This window comes from Peribacillus sp. B2I2, from assembly GCF_041261685.1.
Classification (GTDB): Bacteria; Bacillota; Bacilli; order Bacillales; family DSM-1321; genus Peribacillus.
The window spans coordinates 4,054,160-4,072,166 of record NZ_JBGCCB010000001.1 but is presented as its reverse complement, the minus strand read 5'-3'; the positions used below and the strand labels follow the sequence as shown (position 1 = coordinate 4,072,166).

Sequence of the window (18,007 nt, the reverse complement as noted above, 5' to 3'; positions counted from 1 at the left end):
AAATGAAATTAGCGATCATCGCGGATGATTTAACGGGTGCCAATGATAGCGGTGTCCAATTAGCTCGACATGGTCTTAAAACGACCGTACTATTTGGATTGGATGAAGAAAATGTACGGGATTATGATGCCGTCGTATTTGATACGGACAGCCGATCCCTGGAGAGGCAAGATGCTTACGATAAAGTCAGGGCAGCAGCAAATTTTCTAAAGCGGGCTGGCTTCTCAACGATCTTCAAAAAGCTGGATTCGACAATGCGCGGAAATATTGGTGCTGAAATTGATGCCATGTATGATGCTCTAAAACCGGATTTAGTCATGATTGCTCCAGGTTATCCTAAAAATGGAAGATCCATTCTGGATTCTACCCACTATTTAAATGGTATTCCTCTTGGAGAATCAGAGATTTCCAAGGATCCAAAAACGCCTGTGACACAATCATATCTGCCAGAATTGATTGGTGCCCAGACATCACATCAAATTGGTACAATTACAGTGAAGGATTTGGAAAAAGGCAAAAACCATGTGAATGATAAGTTAAAAGGTTTTATAGAGGATTCGATAACGTATATCATCATCGATGCAACCGAAGAGCAGCATTTGAAAGACATATTGAATTATACAAAAGAAATGAATCTTGAAGTGGCCTGGGCGGGATCGGCAGGGATCGCCAATTACCTGCCTGATCATTATTCCATTCCACAAAAGGAAAATCGATTGAATATCCCTATTTCACCTTCGCCGGTTCTTACAGTGATCGGAAGTGTAAATAAGAATTCACGGAAACAATTGAAAAAAATGTTGGAACAGACCCAGGTACATGCCATATCATTCGAGTCCCATAAAGCTGTAGGGGACGACCGGGAAAGAACAGAGGAAATCAGGAGAGTCTATCATGAGGCCATCCAAAAGGCAGCGGAAGGGCAGGATGTCGTCATTTATTCCACTGCTGAAAAAGCTGATATTGAAATGGCTTGGGAAACAGGCGAATCTAAAGGCCTTACTCATACACAGATCAGTAACGAGATTGTGAAAGCGATTGGCACAGTATGTTCTGTCTTGTTGGAGAAACAATATTTTAAAGGTGTGACCATGACTGGCGGTGATACAGCCAAGCAAATATGCAATCTATGGGATATAAAAGGATTCGAATTGCTGGATGAACTGGAAATAGGAGTCCCTGTCTCCAAATTCCTGGGTAATGACGATATTTATGTCGTCACGAAAGCCGGCGGATTTGGTTCAGATGACGTATTTATAAATGCGATGAAAAAGTTGAAGGGGGAGAATGCTTGATGAGACCCATTATCGGAATTACCATGGGGGATGCGGCGGGAATTGGCCCGGAAATTATCGTAAAGGCATTGGCTCACGTTGAGGTGTATCAACAGTGCAGGCCGCTTATTATCGGAGATGCGAAAATAATAGAAAAGGTAAAGCCCATCGTAGGCTTTGAGGGGATGGTGCATGCCATAAAAGATCCTGCAGAGGCGAAGTATGAGTTCGGTTCGATAGATGTTCTGGATTTGGATATCTTACCTTTGGACCTTCCGTTTGGAGAGGTTTCTGCACTAGCGGGAGACGGCGCCTTTCAATATTTGGCAAAGGCCATCGACTTGGCGAAAGAGAAGAAGATTCATTCAATCTGTACCGCCCCATTGAATAAAGAAGCGCTCCACAAAGGTGGTCATATGTATCCGGGACATACAGAGATTCTTGCTGACCTTACGGATACAGATGACTTCTCGATGATGCTGACCACTCCCAATTTAAAGGTCATCCATTTGACGACTCATATGGGATTGATCGAAGCGATCGAAAGCATTAATCCTGAGAGGACGTACAAAGTGATTAAGCTTGCACATGAAACACTGACAAAGGCGGGGTTCCACAATCCAAGCATCGCCGTTTGTGGTATAAACCCTCATGCTGGGGAAAATGGTTTATTTGGAAATGGTGAAGAGGAAGAGAAATTAATGCCTGGAATAGAAAGGGCACAGAATGAGGGAGTCAATGTAACGGGGCCGCTTCCTGCAGATACATTGTTCTTCAGGGCTGGCCGTGGAGATTTTGATATAGTCATTGCCTGTTATCATGACCAGGGACATGCTCCGATCAAGGTTATGGGAATTGAGGCTGGGGTCAATATTACCGTAGGGCTTAAAGGCGGTATTGTCAGAACTTCCGTAGATCATGGAACAGCCTTTGATATCGCTGGGAAGAACATCGCTGATGAAAAAAGCATGCTTGCGGCCATTCAGTCAGCAATTGAATTAGCTCCAAAGCTATAAATGTAGAAGCTGCCGGGATTAATCCCGGCAGCGTTTTATATTGTAATTATTAACCTTTCCGAAATAAACCCTTGAATGATAACGATGCTATTTTTTTTTTAGCCATGAGGGAGCAAACTTTTCTGCATCTATGAATTGTAACTTGAAAATAATATTTTTTCGCTGTATATAATGTTTCCCCCCTAGTATGTGCAGCGATGAAAGGGCATACTTTTTCCTGTTTAGGTAAATGCAAATCATGCAAAATGCACCAATTCATTTCCAATTTGAGGATTATTTGCTACAATTTTATATGTCTTGTTTTATCATGGAATGAAACATTTTTGTATGCAGTTCGTATGGTAAGAAGGATACATATATTTAAGGGGGAAAACAGATGAATGGAAAGCGTTGGGCAGCACTTGGAATTGCAGCCGTTTTATTTTTTGTTTCCGTTGCTGTAGGGGCGGCTACGACTCTATTTACAGCGGATACGGAAAATATCATTGATGGATTATTTGCTTCCGAAAGTGCATTTTACGAGGAAGTCATAGAAGGCGATGATTTAACTAATGTCATTGCCGTATTTGATGTAGAGGGCACGATTCAAGATACAGGAGAAGCTTCATTACTTAGTTCAACAACATATAATCACCGTGCCTTCATGGATAAGTTGAAGATGGCAGAGGAAAATGATGATATCAAAGGAATCATACTAAGGGTGAATTCGCCAGGCGGCGGAGTCGTCGAAAGTGCGGAGATCTATGACAAGATCCTTGATATTAAAAAAGTGAAAAAACCTGTATATGTTTCAATGGGGTCGGTGGCGGCTTCCGGTGGATATTATATTTCTGCACCAGCCGATAAGATTTACGCTAGCCCAGAAACGATGACAGGTTCACTTGGTGTCATCATGCATGGGTATAATTACGAAAAGTTAGCCAAGAAGTATGGTGTTGAGTTCGAAACCATCAAAAGCGGACCACACAAAGATATAATGAGTCCGACCCGGGAAATGACTGGAGATGAACGTGAAATCCTCCAAGACATGATTGATAATTCTTATGATCAATTTGTAAAAATCATTGCAGACGGACGCGGTATGACAGAGAAGGAAGTAAGGGAAATCGCCGATGGCCGCATCTATGATGGGCGTCAGGCTAAAGAAAACCATCTAATAGATGATTTCGGCCATTTGGATGATGTAATTGCCGCGATGAAAACGGATATCGGTAATAAAGATGCACAAGTTATCCGTTATACAGATGAGGCAGGTTTCGGTTCATTATTCAGTATGGGAGCGCAAAAAATGTTGGGAAATGATGTGGAAACGGCAGTCTTGACAAAAATCCTTTCCTCTTCAAATTCTCCACGCTTAATGTATTTGTATGCGGAATAGGGGGGCTGAAGGATGACGGAACGAAATGAAAACAATGAACAAATCGCTTCATCCAATCTAATGGCAGATCAAGGGGTTCCCGTTCAGCAGGAATTTACACCGGCCAAGAAGGCAGTGGATGATGGCGAAGTCACGAAAGTGCATTTTGCTGGTTTTTGGATGAGGTTTTGGGCCTATTTAGCCGATCTGTTGGTTATCGGAAGTTTGAACCGGATTTTGATTCATCCCATCTTCAAGTTTTATGAAGGGACAGATGATCTTTGGTTTTCCGCAGAGGGTTTCTTAACAGGGATCGTATTTTTCTTATACTTTGTTTTGATGACCAAATTCTTGAACCAAACCCTTGGCAAGATGATTTTTGGACTGAAAGTCGTTGCATTGAAGGAAGGGGCAAAAACCATTACATGGGGTACGGTATTGTTCAGGGAGTTGATTGGCCGCTATATTTCAAAAGTCACTTGGATTGGCTATCTCTTGGCAGGCCTATTACCGAAGAAACAGGCTTTGCATGATGTTTTTGCTGACACGGGTGTTGTTTTGATCAGAAGGTGATTTTCTTCCATTAATAAATCTGTAAGAGCGTGATTTTCGCTTTTGCAGGTTTATTTTTTTTGCATATGCCGATAATGATAGCTTGAAGGGGTGTGGGTGCATGAAGTGGCTTTTGTTGATTATGGGTATCCTCATTTTGGTGCTGCTTATTGTTGTTTTCACTAAAGTAAGAGTGTCCATCGACTACAAACGTGTCCAAACGAATGACCGAATACATATTAAATTATCAGCTTGGTATGGGCTTTTTCACTATACATTCAAGGTTCCGGTCATCAAAATGGAAGATGACTCGGCAACTGTAGTAGTAAAGCAAGAGCAAGAAATGAACGGAAAAACCAAAAAGGAAGAAAAGAAAAAAATCACACCCGAAGATTTGCGTGACGGATTCGCCGACATTCTGGAAATGCTTCAGCATATTGTCGGATTTCATAGGATCGTCCGTCAATTCGCAGGGAAAGTCCAAGTCAAAAAGTTCATCTGGCATAGTATGGTCGGTACTAAAAACGCTGCACACACCGGTGTTTTAACAGGAGCATGCTGGGCACTTAAAGGTTCAATCATCGGTTTGCTGACAACCTATTTCAACTTCCGGATCATGCCCTCCTATTCCATTACACCCGACTTTCAGAGATGGCAGGCCAATACGTCGATTTCCTGCATATTACAATTTAGAATCGGGCAGGCTATGGTGACTGGAATAAAACTGCTTCGTTATTGGAAAGGCGGAAAGCCGCGTTTCAAGTCCAGGAAATTAGCGAAGCTATCAGGTGATTCCAATAAACAATCGTTCTAGAGTGGAGGAATTTAAATGTCAGATCATCCGATCCAAGGTTTAATGAAAGAAGCGATGGAAAATCTGAAAGAAATGGTCGATGTGAACACGATCATCGGAGATCCGGTGGAAACTCCGGATGGAAGTGTCATTTTAACCGTATCCAAAGTTGGATTTGGTTTTGCAGCCGGTGGCAGCGAATTTGTTATGGATGGAAACCATCAAGGTCAGCAAGGCGATTCCAAGCAGCCTTTTGGAGGCGGTAGCGGCGGTGGGGTTTCCATAACACCAATTGCCTTTTTGATTGTCGGTTCCCATGGCGTGAAAATGATTCATCTGGATGAAGGGACGCACCTTCTCGAAAAAATGATGGATTTAGCTCCACAAGTCGTCGATAAGATTCAGTCCATGCTATCCAAGAAAGACAGTAATCAAAATCAAGGCAGTAATCAAGGCAGCAGTCAACCAGCTGTAAAGAGGTACCAAGAACCTAAACAGGATATAGATTTCTAACAGTGACTCGGCATCCGCCGAGTTTTCTTTTTGCTGCAGTCTGCATTACACCATAAAAAGCTTGGATGTCATTGCAAGCACCATTCACATTTCCCAATTCAATTAATTGCAAAATTCCGGTAAAACAAATATTATTATGCTTGTACATATAGCAGAAAAGGGAGGAATTATTAATGGCTTCAGTTACATTTAAAAACAACCCGATCACTTTAGTGGGACCAGAACTAAAAGTTGGGGACAAAGCACCTGATTTTACAGTATTGGCTAATGACTTATCGCCGGTTACATTAAGCGACTCCAAAGGTTCTGTCCGCATTATCAGCGTAGTTCCATCCGTGGATACTGGTGTATGTGATGCACAGACACGTAAATTCAATGAAGAGGCGGCAAAATTGGGTAATGTGAAAGTACTGACAATCAGCAACGATCTTCCTTTCGCGCAAAAACGCTGGTGTGCTGCCAGTGGCTTGGACAATGTTCAAGTTCTTTCCGATCACCGTGACCTTTCATTCGGTGAAGCCTATGGAGTTGTCATGCAAGAACTTCGTCTATTGGCACGCTCTGTATTCGTTGTGAACAGCAACGATGAAATCACATATGTAGAATATGTTGGTGAAGGTACTAACCATCCAAATTACGAGGGTGCAATCGAAGCGGCTAAAGCAGCAAAATAAGATGCAAATTAGTAGAAACCGGGCGCAATGTGCCCGGTTTTTTGTTTTTAAGAGGCATTGTGTTGTATTATTTTTTGACAGGTTCCTTTTATTATATGCTGGATTTTGTTATGGCTCCAAAATCGGACCATTTAGTGGTAAAACAATCTTGCCAGACCACTCTTGACCATTAGGTGTACCAACTTTTATGTCAATTTCATTAGGCCACGACGGCATTTGTCTTTGATGAGGTCCTGGAAAAAACCCCGCTTGTTGCCCTGCTCGATATCCTTCTCGATACCCTTGTCGATACCCTTGCCGAAATCCTTGTCTAAAACCTTGTTGAAATCCTTGTTGTTGCCTGTTGAATTCATCTGCTGACTGTGTATCATGTTGCTGATTTATCGGATTAACCGGCCCATGATAGTATTGATATTCATTATCCATATGATCACCACCTCCTGTATGGTATTCTGTTTGGGAATTCATTGAGCCTTTCCAAGTAATAAAAAATACAGGGCAACAACCCTGTATTTCAGTTTGTAGACAAAAGGGCTTCGGAAAACGTAACTGTGATAAAATGATGTTCCCGAACCAACTGACCCAAAGCAATATCTTCAACTCCTCGGGTATGGTTTATATCTAAATTTTATAACAAAGATGATTGGAGAGGAGGCTCCCAGACCGCCCGCGGAAAGCGAGTGCCTGGAGCGGAAATCAACGTCCAAATTGTACACCCTGTAATTTCATTTACCTTTTAATTACTCATGGTTAAAAATTTTGAAAAAAGTGGCGCGCGAGAGATTCCTTATATCCGGACTTTCATATAGGAAAACAGTACGTTAAACAAACGAAGGTTGATAAGTAGGGCGTCCGGCTTGTATCTCTTTCTTCTTACCTTTAAAATAGGGACAGAAGAAAACAGGAGGAATAAATAAGTGAAGTCTACCCCAGTTGAACAATTATTTTATGAATTTGATGAAACAGCCCAAATATTGCAAAGTGAACTATCATGTACGTATCTGGATGCCCTAGGTGAAACGGGCGAGAATTTCTTCCAAGGGAAAGTTCTGCAGGAGGAAATCAGTGAAGTATCGAAGAAAAGGTTAGTGAAGCATTATGCAGATTTTTCACCTGAGAAATATGAGAAGGAAGCAATTCGTAAAGCGTACCAGCTTGCTATTTTAAAAGGCATGCAGCAGAGTGTTCAACCGAATCATCATATGACCCCGGATGCAGTCGGCATGTTCGTCAGCTATTTAGTCGGTAAATTCACCAAGGATCAAAAAGAGTTAGTCATGCTCGATCCGGCCATCGGAACGGGGAACTTACTATTTGCGATCTTGAATCAACTTACAGATAAAAGCATCGCATCATATGGTGTCGAGATTGATGAAACCTTGATCAGGCTTGCTTATGCAGGTGCCAACCTGCAAGAACATCCGGTGCAATTTTTCAACCAGGACAGCTTGGAGCCGCTTTTCATCGATCCTTCGGATGTTGTGGTCAGTGATTTGCCGATTGGTTATTACCCGAATGATGTGCGTTCAGCTGAATATGAATTGAAGGCCGATAATGGACATTCGTATGCACACCATTTGTTTATTGAGCAAAGTGTTAAACATGTCAAGGATGGCGGACACCTATTCTTCATTGTCCCGAATAACTTGTTCGTCTCGGAGGAAGCGCCGAAACTCAATGATTTCCTGAAGAAGCATACACATATCCAAGGGATGGTGCAACTGCCGCTTTCCATGTTTAAAAGTGAAGCGGCTGCGAAAAGCATCCTGATCCTTCAAAAGAAAAAAGAGGGTATCGAAGCCCCGAAGAAGGCACTGCTCGTACAACTTCCGAAGCTTTCGGATTTTGAAGCGACAAGGTCTGTCATGCAACAGATGGATGACTGGTTTAAAGAGGAAAAATAGTCAATGAAAGCTGATGCCATAGGCATTGGCTTTCATTTTTTTTTTTTTTTTTAAAAGTGTTTTTTTCATTTTTCATTATATTTGGTTGAATCCACTTGCCATGCTAAGATTGTACAATACACTGCACGGTCGTTGGAATGAACAATGGAAGTACTATCTTAGAGTAAAGGAGCAGGATGGATGTCAAAAATCATGGCTATTAATGCTGGCAGCTCATCATTGAAGTTTCAACTTTTTGAGATGCCAAGTGAAAACGTAATTACAAAGGGTCTTGTAGAACGGATCGGCTTGAAAAATTCCATATTCACTTTGAGCGTCGAAGCAAAAAATGTATCTGAAACGGTGCATATACCCAATCATGATGTGGCTGTAAGGCTTTTGTTTGAAAAAGCTGATTGACCATCGCATCATTGACTCCTTTGAAGAGATAGATGGCGTAGGGCATCGGGTTGTGCATGGTGGTGAGATATTCAGTGACTCCGTCTTGATTACGGAGGACGTAATCAAGGAAATCGAAAAGCTTTCCGAGTTGGCACCCCTTCATAATCCCGCCAATATCACGGGAATCAAAGCCTTCAGGCAAATACTTGGTGATGTTCCTGCGGTTGCCGTATTCGATACTGCTTTTCATCAAACGATGGAAGCGGGTTCATATTTGTACAGCTTACCCTTTGAGTATTATGAAAACTATGGAATAAGGAAGTATGGGTTTCATGGCACTTCTCATAAATATGTGTCGCAGCGGGCTGCCGAAATGATTGGCCGCCCAATAGAACAGCTTCGCTTGTTATCCTGCCATTTAGGGAATGGTGCAAGCATTACTGCCATAAAGGGCGGTAAATCGATTGATACATCAATGGGATTTACACCATTGGCGGGTGTTACAATGGGAACGCGTTCAGGCAACATCGACCCTGCGCTGATTCCTTATATCATGGAGAAGACGGGAAAAACAGCAGATGAAGTGTTGGATGTCCTGAATAAGAAAAGCGGAATCCTAGCCCTTTCCGGATTTTCCAGCGACCTGCGCGATATTCAGGTTGAAGCGGATAAAGGCAATGAGCGTGCTGAACTCGCTCTTGAAGTGTTTGCAGATCGGATTCATAAGTACATAGGCTCCTATTCAGCTAAAATGGGAGGTGTGGACGGCATCATTTTTACAGCGGGCATCGGTGAAAACAGTCAAACCATTAGGGGGAAAATCTTGGAGGGACTTGAATTCATGGGGGTATATTGGGATAAGGATCTCAATCGCACTTCGGGTAAGGAAGCGTTCATCAATACACCTTATTCCCCCGTGAAAGTTATGGTCATCCCAACTAATGAAGAAATCATGATTGTCAGGGATACCATGAAAATAGCTTTGGAAAACATGACTTCCTGATTTTTTTATTAGGATCTCCTTACCTATCAATCCTCTGGTAAGGGGGTATTTTCTATGAATGCGGCGATTCAAATGATTTCACCCCAATAGCCGTCCTCTTATGGCTTTTCTTTATGGATATCTTTCATGAAACCCATCCTCTTGAACTCTGGATCCCCATCATCTATTCTTGAAAAGCCGTCCTCTATGGTATACTTAAGGGAGAATCCACCAATTCTGTACATAGGAGGCTTGATGCATGGAATTCACGAATCGGGAAATGGAAATTTGGAATGAAATTAGTGAATGGCAGGAAAATCTTTATCAGTATGAGCCAACGGATCTGGCTGCATTGTATGATAAATGGTTAGAGCAGGGGTTTGCCCTGCTTCCGGAAAACGTCCAACAACAGTTTTTTGAAAAGCTGGATACCTGGCTTTTTCATTTGCATGCCATGGTTCAGAGCTCACAAGTTCAAATAGATGCAAGAGAGCGGACTTTAGCATCTGCGCGTGTGTTTAATGAAGATATCGAAACGCTGAGTGACTTGAATCTCTTATCGATCGATCAGTTGAATTACATAGCCAACCAGCATATCGCTAAGCATCGCTTATATTCATTTGCACAAGGTGGGATAAGCGGATCAGGAGGCCTTCTCCTGCTAGGGAGTGATATTCCGGCCATGACGGTCATCAATGTCAGGACGGTACAGCTGATTGCGATGTCTTATGGTGTTGAGGTGAATACACCTTTTGAAATGATGATGGCTCTTAAGGTATTCAATGCAGGAGCGATGCCAAAGAGACTCCAAGGAATAGCCTGGGAAGAATTGATTCGGGAAGTCCAGAACGCAGAAGATGACTATTTTTATTTAGGAATCGAGGAACTCACGAATCCAAGCTGGATGGAACAGCCGCTGAAGCAGCTGTTGAAAGCCGTATCCATTACTGTCTTTCGAAAAAAACTGTTTCGGGGCATACCGTTCATCAGCATGGCCATCGGGGCTGGGTCCAATTATCAAATGACCCGGAGTGTCAGTGAATTTGCCCAGAAATTCTATCAATATAGGTATTTACAGGAGAAGAAGGCTGATGAATAATGAGTGTCAAAAATCATAAAAAAGCCATCACGGAGGCAGTTCGCTGCAAGGTGATAACCGTTAGCGATACGCGAAATGAAGAAACGGATAAAAGCGGAGCACTGATGATGGAATTATTGAAAACGAATGGGCATGAAGTTACGGAATATGAAATAGTAAAAGATGAGCGGGAAGCGATTCAAGATGCGGTCACTTCTGGCTGCCAAAGCAGTAAAGTCGATGTCATATTAACAAATGGAGGCACTGGCATTGCTAAAAGGGATGTAACAATCGAGGCGGTCAAAGAATTGATGACCAAGGAAATTCCCGGTTTTGGCGAGATTTTCCGAATGCTCAGCTATCAAGAGGATATCGGGTCGGCCGCCATTCTATCCAGGGCTAATGCCGGAGTCGTGAACAACAAAGCGGTTTTTTCCACCCCAGGCTCATCAGGGGCGGTTCGGCTTGCAATGAATAAATTGATTCTCCCGGAATTGGGACATGTCGTTGGTGAACTTCGGAAGGATTTATAAGAGGGATGCAAGAAAAGCCACAGTTTTAAACTGTGGCTTTTTTTGCATGGAATAGGCCTTAATTATGCATCTTCTCACTCACGGCTTGATTGGCACGATACCAAAGCCATAAATCATTGATGATGGAAGCCAGTTCGGCAATTTCAGAATTGAGCTGGCATGATTTGGTGAAATTACTCTCATCGGAGAGCTGAAACTGCTTTCGGTTAATGGTGGATTCCAGTTCCTTGATGCGGTCGGGGATGCTCCCCCGGATATTCTCCCAATGTACGAGTATTTGCTGTTGCTCGCCTTTTGTATATTCATCCCACTCCAGGTTGAAATCAGGAATGGGGATGCCAAGCCGTTCATTATAAGTAAATAGTTCTTTCATATTCCCTCCATTATTCGATTATTATACTCCTAGTTTACTATATTCTTGCGGAAGCATCCAATGTGTGAATTCCCTTAAAATATTAACGGATTTTTTAGCGAAATCTTTAAAATACCCCTTGTATTCCTTTAATAAAGATGATAAAGTACTAATCATAGATTGAATAAAAATAACAAACGATGAATTTTTATTCATACGAAAGGACGATGAAAATGAAAAATCAAAAAGTTGTTTTAGCATATTCCGGAGGTTTGGATACTTCCGTTGCAATTAAATGGTTACAAGATCAAGGGTACGAAGTTGTGGCATGCTGCTTGGATGTCGGTGAAGGGAAAGATTTGGACTTCATTAAAGAAAAAGCAATCACTGTCGGTGCGGTAAGTTCTTATGTAATTGATGCGAAGGACGAATTCGCTGATGAATACGCGTTGACGGCTCTTCAGGCACATACTTTGTATGAAGGGAAATATCCTTTGGTATCAGCTTTATCACGTCCGCTGATCGCTAAGAAATTAGTGGAAGTGGCTGAAGCGGAAAACGCGGTAGCCGTTGCGCACGGTTGTACGGGAAAAGGAAATGACCAAGTGCGTTTCGAAGTATCCATCTCGGCATTGAATCCTAACTTACAAGTTCTTGCACCTGTTCGTGACTGGAAATGGTCCCGTGAAGAGGAGATTGAATATGCAGCGAAAAATGGCATTCCTGTTCCGATTGGCTTGGCAAGTCCATTCTCGATTGACCAAAACCTTTGGGGAAGAAGTAACGAATGTGGAATCCTGGAAGATCCATGGGCAGCTCCACCGGAAGAAGCGTATGATTTGACTGCAAGCCTTGAAACTGCGCCAGATACTGCTGATATCATTGAAATTGGTTTTGAACAAGGTGTGCCGGTTACATTGAATGACAAAAACTATAAATTGGCTGACTTGATTGTTGAACTGAATCAAATTGCCGGTAAACACGGAGTTGGACGTATCGACCACGTGGAAAATAGATTAGTAGGAATCAAATCACGTGAAGTCTATGAAGCACCCGGTGCGATGACATTGATAGCTGCACATAAGGAACTTGAAGATATCACGCTTGTAAAAGAATTGGCTCACTTCAAACCGGTGATCGAGAAGAAAATGACTGAATTGATATATGAAGGACTTTGGTTCTCCCCGCTTCAAAAAGCATTGGCCGCTTTCCTGAAAGAAACACAAGTGAATGTAACGGGTACAGTCCGTGTGAAACTATTCAAAGGTCATGCGATTGTTGAAGGAAGAAAATCAGAGTACTCCCTATATGACGAAAAATTGGCTACCTATACAAAAGCTGACGAATTCGATCATGATGCAGCAGTTGGTTTCATTAAGTTATGGGGACTTCCAACGAAAGTGAACAGCATGGTCAATAGCAAGAAGGTGACAGTGTGAGCAGCAAGCTTTGGGGAGGAAGATTCACGAAATCTGCCGAAGAATGGGTAGATGAATTTGGAGCTTCCATTTCCTTTGACCAGGAACTTGTGCTTGAAGATATTCAAGGGAGTTTAGCTCATGTAACCATGTTAAAGCAATGCAGCATTTTACCTGAAGAAGATGCGGATCAGATCATTGCAGGTCTGAAAAGTTTACAGGGAAAAGCTGAGAAGGGTGAATTGACTTTTAAGGTTGAGATGGAAGATATCCATCTTAACCTGGAAAGTATGCTCATAAGCGAAATCGGTCCAGTTGGCGGAAAGCTTCATACAGGAAGAAGTCGTAATGACCAAGTTGCAACCGATCTTCATCTTTATATGCGGAATCAAACGAAAGTGATTCTGGAACTCATCAATGACCTGCAAATAGCGATTTTGGGACAATCCAAGAAAAATGTGGAAACGCTAATTCCAGGTTATACGCATTTGCAGCGTGCACAGCCCATTTCATTTGCCCACCATTTAATGGCTTATTTTTGGATGCTTGAGCGTGATAAGCAGCGCTTCACCGAGAGTTTCAAAAGGATCAATGTTTCTCCATTGGGTGCTGGGGCATTAGCTGGGACGACTTTCCCGATTGACCGTGCGCTCAGTGCCGAGCTATTGGGGTTTGACGGAATTTACGAAAACAGCCTTGATGCGGTAAGTGATCGTGACTTTGCCATTGAATTCATGAGCAACAGTGCGACGATGATGATGCATTTATCCCGTTTCAGCGAAGAAATCATCCTTTGGTCAAGCCAGGAATTCCAATTCGTTGAATTGGATGATGCGTTTTCAACGGGAAGCAGCATCATGCCGCAAAAGAAAAACCCTGATATGGCGGAATTGATCCGTGGTAAAACAGGACGGGTTTATGGTAATTTAACGGGGTTATTGACTGTTTTGAAAGGACTGCCGCTTGCTTATAACAAAGATATGCAAGAAGATAAAGAAGGCGTTTTTGATACGGTTAAGACCATTGTTGGTTCACTTAAAATATTTGCCGGCATGATTTCGACAATGAAAGTGAAAACGGACGTCATGGAAAAAGCAACAAGAAATGATTTCTCGAATGCGACGGAATTAGCTGATTACCTAGCTTCAAAGGGAATGCCTTTCCGTAAGGCGCACGAAGTGGTCGGGAAACTTGTATTGTTCTGTGTCCAGAAGGGCTGCTATTTAGTGGACCTAAGCATTGAACAATTCCAGGAAGCTTCCGAGTTGTTTGAACAAGATATTTACGATGCATTAAACCCATACGAAGCCGTTAAACGCCGTAACAGTGCGGGCGGTACAGGTTTTGCCCAAGTGTTGCTCGCGATTGAAAAAGCGGAAAAACTTGTAAGTGAATAATCATAAAAAGCTCGTTCACCAATTTGGCGAACGAGCTTTTTTTATGATTATTTTTTACAATTCGTACGCACGACCATTACATCACAGTTTGAATGGCGAACGATGCCTTCCGACACGCTGCCGATAAGGAAACGTTCGACTGCGTTAAGGCCTGTTGCACCGCAAACAATTAAATCGATAGAATGTTTTTTCGCTAAATCCCTTGGAATTTGAACTTTAGGAGAACCATATGCAACTTCTGTTTGGACCTTTGCAATCCCCGATGCAATGGCTTCCGTTTTATACTTGTCCAATAGCTCATTGGCAAAGGTTTCAGAGTGATCACGGATAGTCATATCATAAGCTTCGACAGTGGGGAAATTCCTTGTATCCACGATATGTGTGAGCACAAGGGTAGCGTCACTGAGTTTTGCTAAATAGATTGCCTTTTTTAAGGCCCACTCTGCTTCTTCCGAACCGTCCACTGCTACAAGAATATTTTTATAATCTATACTATTCAAGTGAATCTCCTCCTTCTATTTAATTCCTATTATACAATGATTTACCTAATGGATCTGATTTCAATTGTAACAAATTAGCGAATGTTTTAGCCAATGATTCTGAAATCGTAAAATGAAAAAAACTGATTCCAACCTTATTATTATGATGAAAAGATAAGTACAATCATTGCATGAACCGAAACACGCATCTTATTCACCTTATTTCTTCATTTATGGTTATCTTTAGTGCGAGAGGGGAGTTTTTTTCTTTGAGTGTTTCAAGAATATTAAACTATGCATTATATTTGTACGTACTTTTGTATGCTTTGATCTATTTCATTTATATTTTTTACATCAATGCTGTACATGCTTCGATCAGTTTAATGAGTATATCAGCACTGCTGCTTCCATTTGTTCTTTTACTATTTTTTCAATGGATTTCATGGAAATATACCGATCAGCATAATAAAAGGAAAATCAAAATTAGATTTATAGTCCTATCAAGCCTTGGCTTTTCTCTTCTATTTTATAGTGTGGTTATGTTAGGGGTAAATGAATATGAATCAAGGTTCACCACTGAAAGATGGTTGAATGATGATGAAGGAAGAGTATATCTGGTTGATGACTTAATGAATGATCATGAATTGATAGGCAAGACAAAAGAAGAAGTGACCACGCTTTTAGGGCCCCCAACAGAAACGGAATATTTTAAAGAGAAAGATAATGTTGTTTTTTATCTTGGTGCCGAGAGGGGAATCATAAGAATGGATAGTGAATGACTGGTCATTTGGTTTGACGGCAGTGATAAAGCAGTGAAGCTTGAACTGCGGACAGATTAGTTGAAATGAATTTTGAATAAATACCCCCGTCTTAAATGAAGGCGGGGGTATCCGGGTTTCGTTACATAAAATGGGTAAATGCGTGATCACTTTATGATTTGCAGGCTCTTCGGGAATTTGGTCAAAATCTCACAGCCAGTATCGGTGATCAATAGATCATCTTCAATCCTGACGCCTGCAACATTCGGAACATATATGCCCGGTTCGATCGTATAAACCATTCCGGATTGAAGCTTGAGGGAATTCGTTTCAGTCAAGGATGGGTATTCATGGACGCTGATCCCAAGTCCGTGGCCGAGCCTGTGCGGGAAGAATTCACCATATCCTTTATCCCTGATGATGTTTCTGGCAGTCAAGTCTATCTCGGAACAGGATACACCAGGTTTACTGGCTCTAACGGCAGCTTCTTGTGCCTTAAGTACAGTTTCATATATTTCTGCCTGTTTATCATTGATATCTCCGTAAGCGACCGTTCTAGTGATGTCAGAGCAGTATCCTTCATGAACGACGCCCAGGTCAAAAAGGACAAGGTCACCGCGCTGAACTTTCGTATTCCCAGGTGTGCCATGTGGGGAAGCGCCATTTTTACCGGTCAGGACCATGGTGGAGAAAGACATTTGGCTGACTCCGGCCTTTTTCAATTCGAATTCTATCGCTGCAAGGATTTCCATTTCCGTTTTACCTTCATGAATTTCGCTGACACCCACTTCAATCGCAAAGTCGGCAAGGCGGCAAGCTTCACGGATTTTGACCATTTCATCTTCCGATTTGATCATTCGCATCCTTTGAAGTTTTTCTTCTGCGGAAACGAGCTTTGGTGCTCCGAAGTATTGTTGGACCTTTTCATAGCGTTCTACATTCATATGCTCTTTTTCAATGGCCATTGTATTAATGCTTAACCCGCGATTCCCCACTGCTTGCTTAACTTTTTCCCATGGATTTTCAATATCGGTGTAACCGATGATATCTCCAGCCCATCCAGCCTGTTTAGCATCCGGAACTTCCATCTGCGGGCAGACAAGGATTGGGTCGGCATTTGCAAAAATGGCAAGTGCTAGCAGTCTTTCGTGAGGATCACTAAAAAAACCGCTCAAATAGAAGATGCTCTCTGTAGATGTAAGTAAAGCGGCTTCCGTTTCATTGGCCTGTAGCCAATTTTGTAGTTCTCTCAAACGTTCATTCATGACGATACCTCCATTAATAAGATATAATTACCTTAGCAATATTTATAAGTATAGTAAATGGGAAATGCCTGATAAGGCCATTTAAAAAGTGAGTAAGGGAAGGGAGCATCAAAAATGAAAGTATCTTTTCATGGACATGCAGTTGTAAAAGTCGAAACGAATGGTAAAACGATTTTATTCGATCCGTTCATTACTGGAAACGCTTTGACCGATTTGAAGGTGGAAGATGTGAAACCGGATGTGATCATCTTAACGCATGGTCATAATGACCACGTCGGTGACACGGTTGAATTGGCCAAGAGGCATGATGCACTTGTCATTGGCATAGCAGAGATTGCCGACTACCTGGGTGCTCAAGGGATTAGGACTCACGGGATGAGCATCGGCGGAGCTTTTGAATTTGAATTTGGAAAAGTGAAATTGACGCCTGCTTTCCATGGAACGGGATTCGTTAACGGGGATGGACAAATCGTTTATTTGGGAATGCCTGCTGGCGTGTTGCTTACGATAGAAGGGAAAACGATCTATCATGCGGGGGATACATCTGTATATTCCGATATGAAACTGATCGGGGAGCGACATCCGATTGACTTGGCATTTTTGCCAATCGGCGACAATTACACCATGGGGCCGGAAGATGCCGCACTTGCAGCGAAATTCCTTCAAGCCAAACAAGTCGTGCCGATTCATTACAATACTTTCCCTGTCATCAAACAGGATCCTAACAAATTCATCGACCTGCTTGAAGAGGGAAATGGACTGATCATGGAAGCCGGAGATGAAATAGAATTTTAATAAGAGCGGGAGCCTGCAGGGGCTTCCGTTTTTTATGTGGATTGTATGGGGATAGCCGACTGAAATGACGGATTTCCCTTTAGCATTTGCCTTCTACGCAGATGATTCCCAGCAATAGGAAAGTAAAGTCTCGTTCAGCAGCCAAGTCTTTTTTCCTTTCACAGGCATAAAATGAATAGATGAGAAAAAAGGGGGGATTGGATGAAACAGAGGTTATTACTGTGTTTGCTTTTATGCGGTGTGATGCTGTATTATGCCGTGCCGCGCTTGTCGTTGGAAAGTGGCGGTCTGGAGAGTCTGTTTGCTGGGTCCTGGCTGTTGTTTGCCTTGTTGGCGGTGGCTGGCAACTTGACGGGGATACTATATTCCCCGAAAAAACAAAAGGTAAATCGCCTGCCGGAATACAAAAGGTTGCGCCAATACTAGTAGTAGTTTGATAAACTAGGCTCTTTGACCTTATAATGGGGAATAGGAATACCGTGAAAA

The 18,007-nt window shown here is 42.3% G+C and carries 19 protein-coding genes and 1 pseudogene; 16 read left to right on the top strand and 4 right to left on the bottom strand.

The annotated features are described in order from the left end of the window. Positions 1-2 precede the first annotated feature (2 nt). From ABIE66_RS20115 to tpx, 7 genes are all read left to right on the top strand, one after another. Positions 3-1,295, top strand: a complete 1,293-nt coding sequence (locus ABIE66_RS20115; RefSeq protein WP_370016051.1) for a four-carbon acid sugar kinase family protein — start codon at positions 3-5, stop codon at positions 1,293-1,295. After that, positions 1,295-2,290, top strand: a complete 996-nt coding sequence (pdxA, locus tag ABIE66_RS20110; RefSeq protein WP_370016050.1) for a 4-hydroxythreonine-4-phosphate dehydrogenase PdxA — start codon at positions 1,295-1,297, stop codon at positions 2,288-2,290. Before ABIE66_RS20115 ends, pdxA begins: the two co-directional genes overlap by 1 nt. A gap of 376 nt (positions 2,291-2,666) precedes the next feature. Then, entirely contained in the window at positions 2,667-3,668 is a 1,002-nt protein-coding gene (gene sppA / locus ABIE66_RS20105; RefSeq protein WP_370016049.1) for a signal peptide peptidase SppA, read from the top strand. 12 nt (positions 3,669-3,680) lie between these two features. Continuing rightward, complete coding sequence (locus ABIE66_RS20100; RefSeq protein WP_289326021.1) at positions 3,681-4,220, top strand: RDD family protein; 540 nt, start codon at positions 3,681-3,683, stop codon at positions 4,218-4,220. A 100-nt stretch (positions 4,221-4,320) separates the two neighbouring features. After that, positions 4,321-5,013 carry a DUF2953 domain-containing protein gene (locus ABIE66_RS20095; RefSeq protein WP_370016048.1) on the top strand — a complete coding sequence of 231 codons (693 nt, stop codon included), beginning with the start codon at positions 4,321-4,323 and terminating at the stop codon, positions 5,011-5,013. Between the two features lie 15 nt (positions 5,014-5,028). Beyond that, positions 5,029-5,505: a GerW family sporulation protein gene (gene ytfJ, locus ABIE66_RS20090; RefSeq protein WP_289326019.1), complete on the top strand. Its 477-nt coding sequence runs from the start codon at positions 5,029-5,031 to the stop codon at positions 5,503-5,505. A gap of 173 nt (positions 5,506-5,678) precedes the next feature. Continuing rightward, a complete protein-coding gene (tpx, locus tag ABIE66_RS20085; RefSeq protein ID WP_370016047.1) occupies positions 5,679-6,179 on the top strand; it encodes a thiol peroxidase in 501 nt (166 codons plus the stop codon). A gap of 108 nt (positions 6,180-6,287) precedes the next feature. On the opposite strand, the gene ABIE66_RS20080 is transcribed toward tpx, so the two are convergent. Next, positions 6,288-6,605 (bottom strand): hypothetical protein, encoded by a 318-nt coding sequence (locus tag ABIE66_RS20080; protein WP_370016046.1) that lies wholly within the window; start codon positions 6,603-6,605, stop codon positions 6,288-6,290. A 491-nt stretch (positions 6,606-7,096) separates the two neighbouring features. Here ABIE66_RS20080 and ABIE66_RS20075 point away from each other — a divergent pair, with 491 nt between their 5' ends. From ABIE66_RS20075 to ABIE66_RS20060, 4 genes and pseudogenes are all read left to right on the top strand, one after another. After that, the gene (locus ABIE66_RS20075; protein ID WP_289326016.1) at positions 7,097-8,083 is read left to right on the top strand and encodes a class I SAM-dependent methyltransferase; all 987 of its coding nucleotides are present in this window, start codon (positions 7,097-7,099) and stop codon (positions 8,081-8,083) included. A gap of 180 nt (positions 8,084-8,263) precedes the next feature. After that, a pseudogene (locus ABIE66_RS20070) lies at positions 8,264-9,467 on the top strand (acetate kinase). Between the two features lie 238 nt (positions 9,468-9,705). Continuing rightward, on the top strand, positions 9,706-10,545 hold the full coding sequence (locus tag ABIE66_RS20065; RefSeq protein ID WP_370016045.1) for an EcsC family protein: 840 nt from the start codon (positions 9,706-9,708) through the stop codon (positions 10,543-10,545). Further along, positions 10,545-11,057, top strand: a complete 513-nt coding sequence (locus ABIE66_RS20060) for a MogA/MoaB family molybdenum cofactor biosynthesis protein (RefSeq protein WP_289315362.1) — start codon at positions 10,545-10,547, stop codon at positions 11,055-11,057. The genes ABIE66_RS20065 and ABIE66_RS20060 overlap by 1 nt, the downstream gene beginning before the upstream one ends. A gap of 58 nt (positions 11,058-11,115) precedes the next feature. On the opposite strand, the gene ABIE66_RS20055 is transcribed toward ABIE66_RS20060, so the two are convergent. Next, a complete protein-coding gene (locus tag ABIE66_RS20055) occupies positions 11,116-11,430 on the bottom strand; it encodes a hypothetical protein (protein WP_370016044.1) in 315 nt (104 codons plus the stop codon). A gap of 212 nt (positions 11,431-11,642) precedes the next feature. Here ABIE66_RS20055 and ABIE66_RS20050 point away from each other — a divergent pair, with 212 nt between their 5' ends. Both ABIE66_RS20050 and argH read left to right on the top strand, forming a co-directional pair. Continuing rightward, positions 11,643-12,848, top strand: a complete 1,206-nt coding sequence (locus tag ABIE66_RS20050) for an argininosuccinate synthase (RefSeq protein ID WP_370016043.1) — start codon at positions 11,643-11,645, stop codon at positions 12,846-12,848. Next, positions 12,845-14,224 (top strand): argininosuccinate lyase, encoded by a 1,380-nt coding sequence (gene argH, locus ABIE66_RS20045; protein ID WP_289326011.1) that lies wholly within the window; start codon positions 12,845-12,847, stop codon positions 14,222-14,224. The genes ABIE66_RS20050 and argH overlap by 4 nt, the downstream gene beginning before the upstream one ends. A 47-nt stretch (positions 14,225-14,271) precedes the next feature. Here argH and ABIE66_RS20040 read toward each other — a convergent pair whose 3' ends face one another. Further along, positions 14,272-14,724 (bottom strand): universal stress protein, encoded by a 453-nt coding sequence (locus ABIE66_RS20040; RefSeq protein WP_370016042.1) that lies wholly within the window; start codon positions 14,722-14,724, stop codon positions 14,272-14,274. A gap of 248 nt (positions 14,725-14,972) precedes the next feature. On the opposite strand from ABIE66_RS20040, the gene ABIE66_RS20035 reads away from it, so the two are divergent. Beyond that, positions 14,973-15,482 (top strand): hypothetical protein, encoded by a 510-nt coding sequence (locus ABIE66_RS20035; protein WP_370016041.1) that lies wholly within the window; start codon positions 14,973-14,975, stop codon positions 15,480-15,482. Positions 15,483-15,628: 146 nt separating this feature from the next. On the opposite strand, the gene ABIE66_RS20030 is transcribed toward ABIE66_RS20035, so the two are convergent. Then, entirely contained in the window at positions 15,629-16,726 is a 1,098-nt protein-coding gene (locus ABIE66_RS20030; RefSeq protein ID WP_370016040.1) for a M24 family metallopeptidase, read from the bottom strand. A 114-nt stretch (positions 16,727-16,840) separates the two neighbouring features. Between ABIE66_RS20030 and ABIE66_RS20025 the strand changes: the two genes are divergently transcribed. Together ABIE66_RS20025 and ABIE66_RS20020 are read left to right on the top strand one after the other, a co-directional pair. Then, a complete protein-coding gene (locus tag ABIE66_RS20025; RefSeq protein ID WP_289326008.1) occupies positions 16,841-17,521 on the top strand; it encodes a metal-dependent hydrolase in 681 nt (226 codons plus the stop codon). 179 nt (positions 17,522-17,700) lie between these two features. Then, positions 17,701-17,958 (top strand): hypothetical protein, encoded by a 258-nt coding sequence (locus ABIE66_RS20020; protein WP_353957742.1) that lies wholly within the window; start codon positions 17,701-17,703, stop codon positions 17,956-17,958. The last annotated feature ends 49 nt before the right edge of the window (positions 17,959-18,007 follow it).

Coding starts and splice junctions, on each gene's coding strand:
- ABIE66_RS20115 (WP_370016051.1), top strand. CDS start 3: ATGAAATTAGCGATCATCGCGGATGATTTAACGGGTGCCAATGATAGC.
- pdxA (WP_370016050.1), top strand. CDS start 1,295: ATGAGACCCATTATCGGAATTACCATGGGGGATGCGGCGGGAATTGGC.
- sppA (WP_370016049.1), top strand. CDS start 2,667: ATGAATGGAAAGCGTTGGGCAGCACTTGGAATTGCAGCCGTTTTATTT.
- ABIE66_RS20100 (WP_289326021.1), top strand. CDS start 3,681: ATGACGGAACGAAATGAAAACAATGAACAAATCGCTTCATCCAATCTA.
- ABIE66_RS20095 (WP_370016048.1), top strand. CDS start 4,321: ATGAAGTGGCTTTTGTTGATTATGGGTATCCTCATTTTGGTGCTGCTT.
- ytfJ (WP_289326019.1), top strand. CDS start 5,029: ATGTCAGATCATCCGATCCAAGGTTTAATGAAAGAAGCGATGGAAAAT.
- tpx (WP_370016047.1), top strand. CDS start 5,679: ATGGCTTCAGTTACATTTAAAAACAACCCGATCACTTTAGTGGGACCA.
- ABIE66_RS20080 (WP_370016046.1), bottom strand. CDS start 6,605: ATGGATAATGAATATCAATACTATCATGGGCCGGTTAATCCGATAAAT.
- ABIE66_RS20065 (WP_370016045.1), top strand. CDS start 9,706: ATGGAATTCACGAATCGGGAAATGGAAATTTGGAATGAAATTAGTGAA.
- ABIE66_RS20060 (WP_289315362.1), top strand. CDS start 10,545: ATGAGTGTCAAAAATCATAAAAAAGCCATCACGGAGGCAGTTCGCTGC.
- ABIE66_RS20055 (WP_370016044.1), bottom strand. CDS start 11,430: ATGAAAGAACTATTTACTTATAATGAACGGCTTGGCATCCCCATTCCT.
- ABIE66_RS20050 (WP_370016043.1), top strand. CDS start 11,643: ATGAAAAATCAAAAAGTTGTTTTAGCATATTCCGGAGGTTTGGATACT.
- ABIE66_RS20030 (WP_370016040.1), bottom strand. CDS start 16,726: ATGAATGAACGTTTGAGAGAACTACAAAATTGGCTACAGGCCAATGAA.
- ABIE66_RS20025 (WP_289326008.1), top strand. CDS start 16,841: ATGAAAGTATCTTTTCATGGACATGCAGTTGTAAAAGTCGAAACGAAT.
- ABIE66_RS20020 (WP_353957742.1), top strand. CDS start 17,701: ATGAGAAAAAAGGGGGGATTGGATGAAACAGAGGTTATTACTGTGTTT.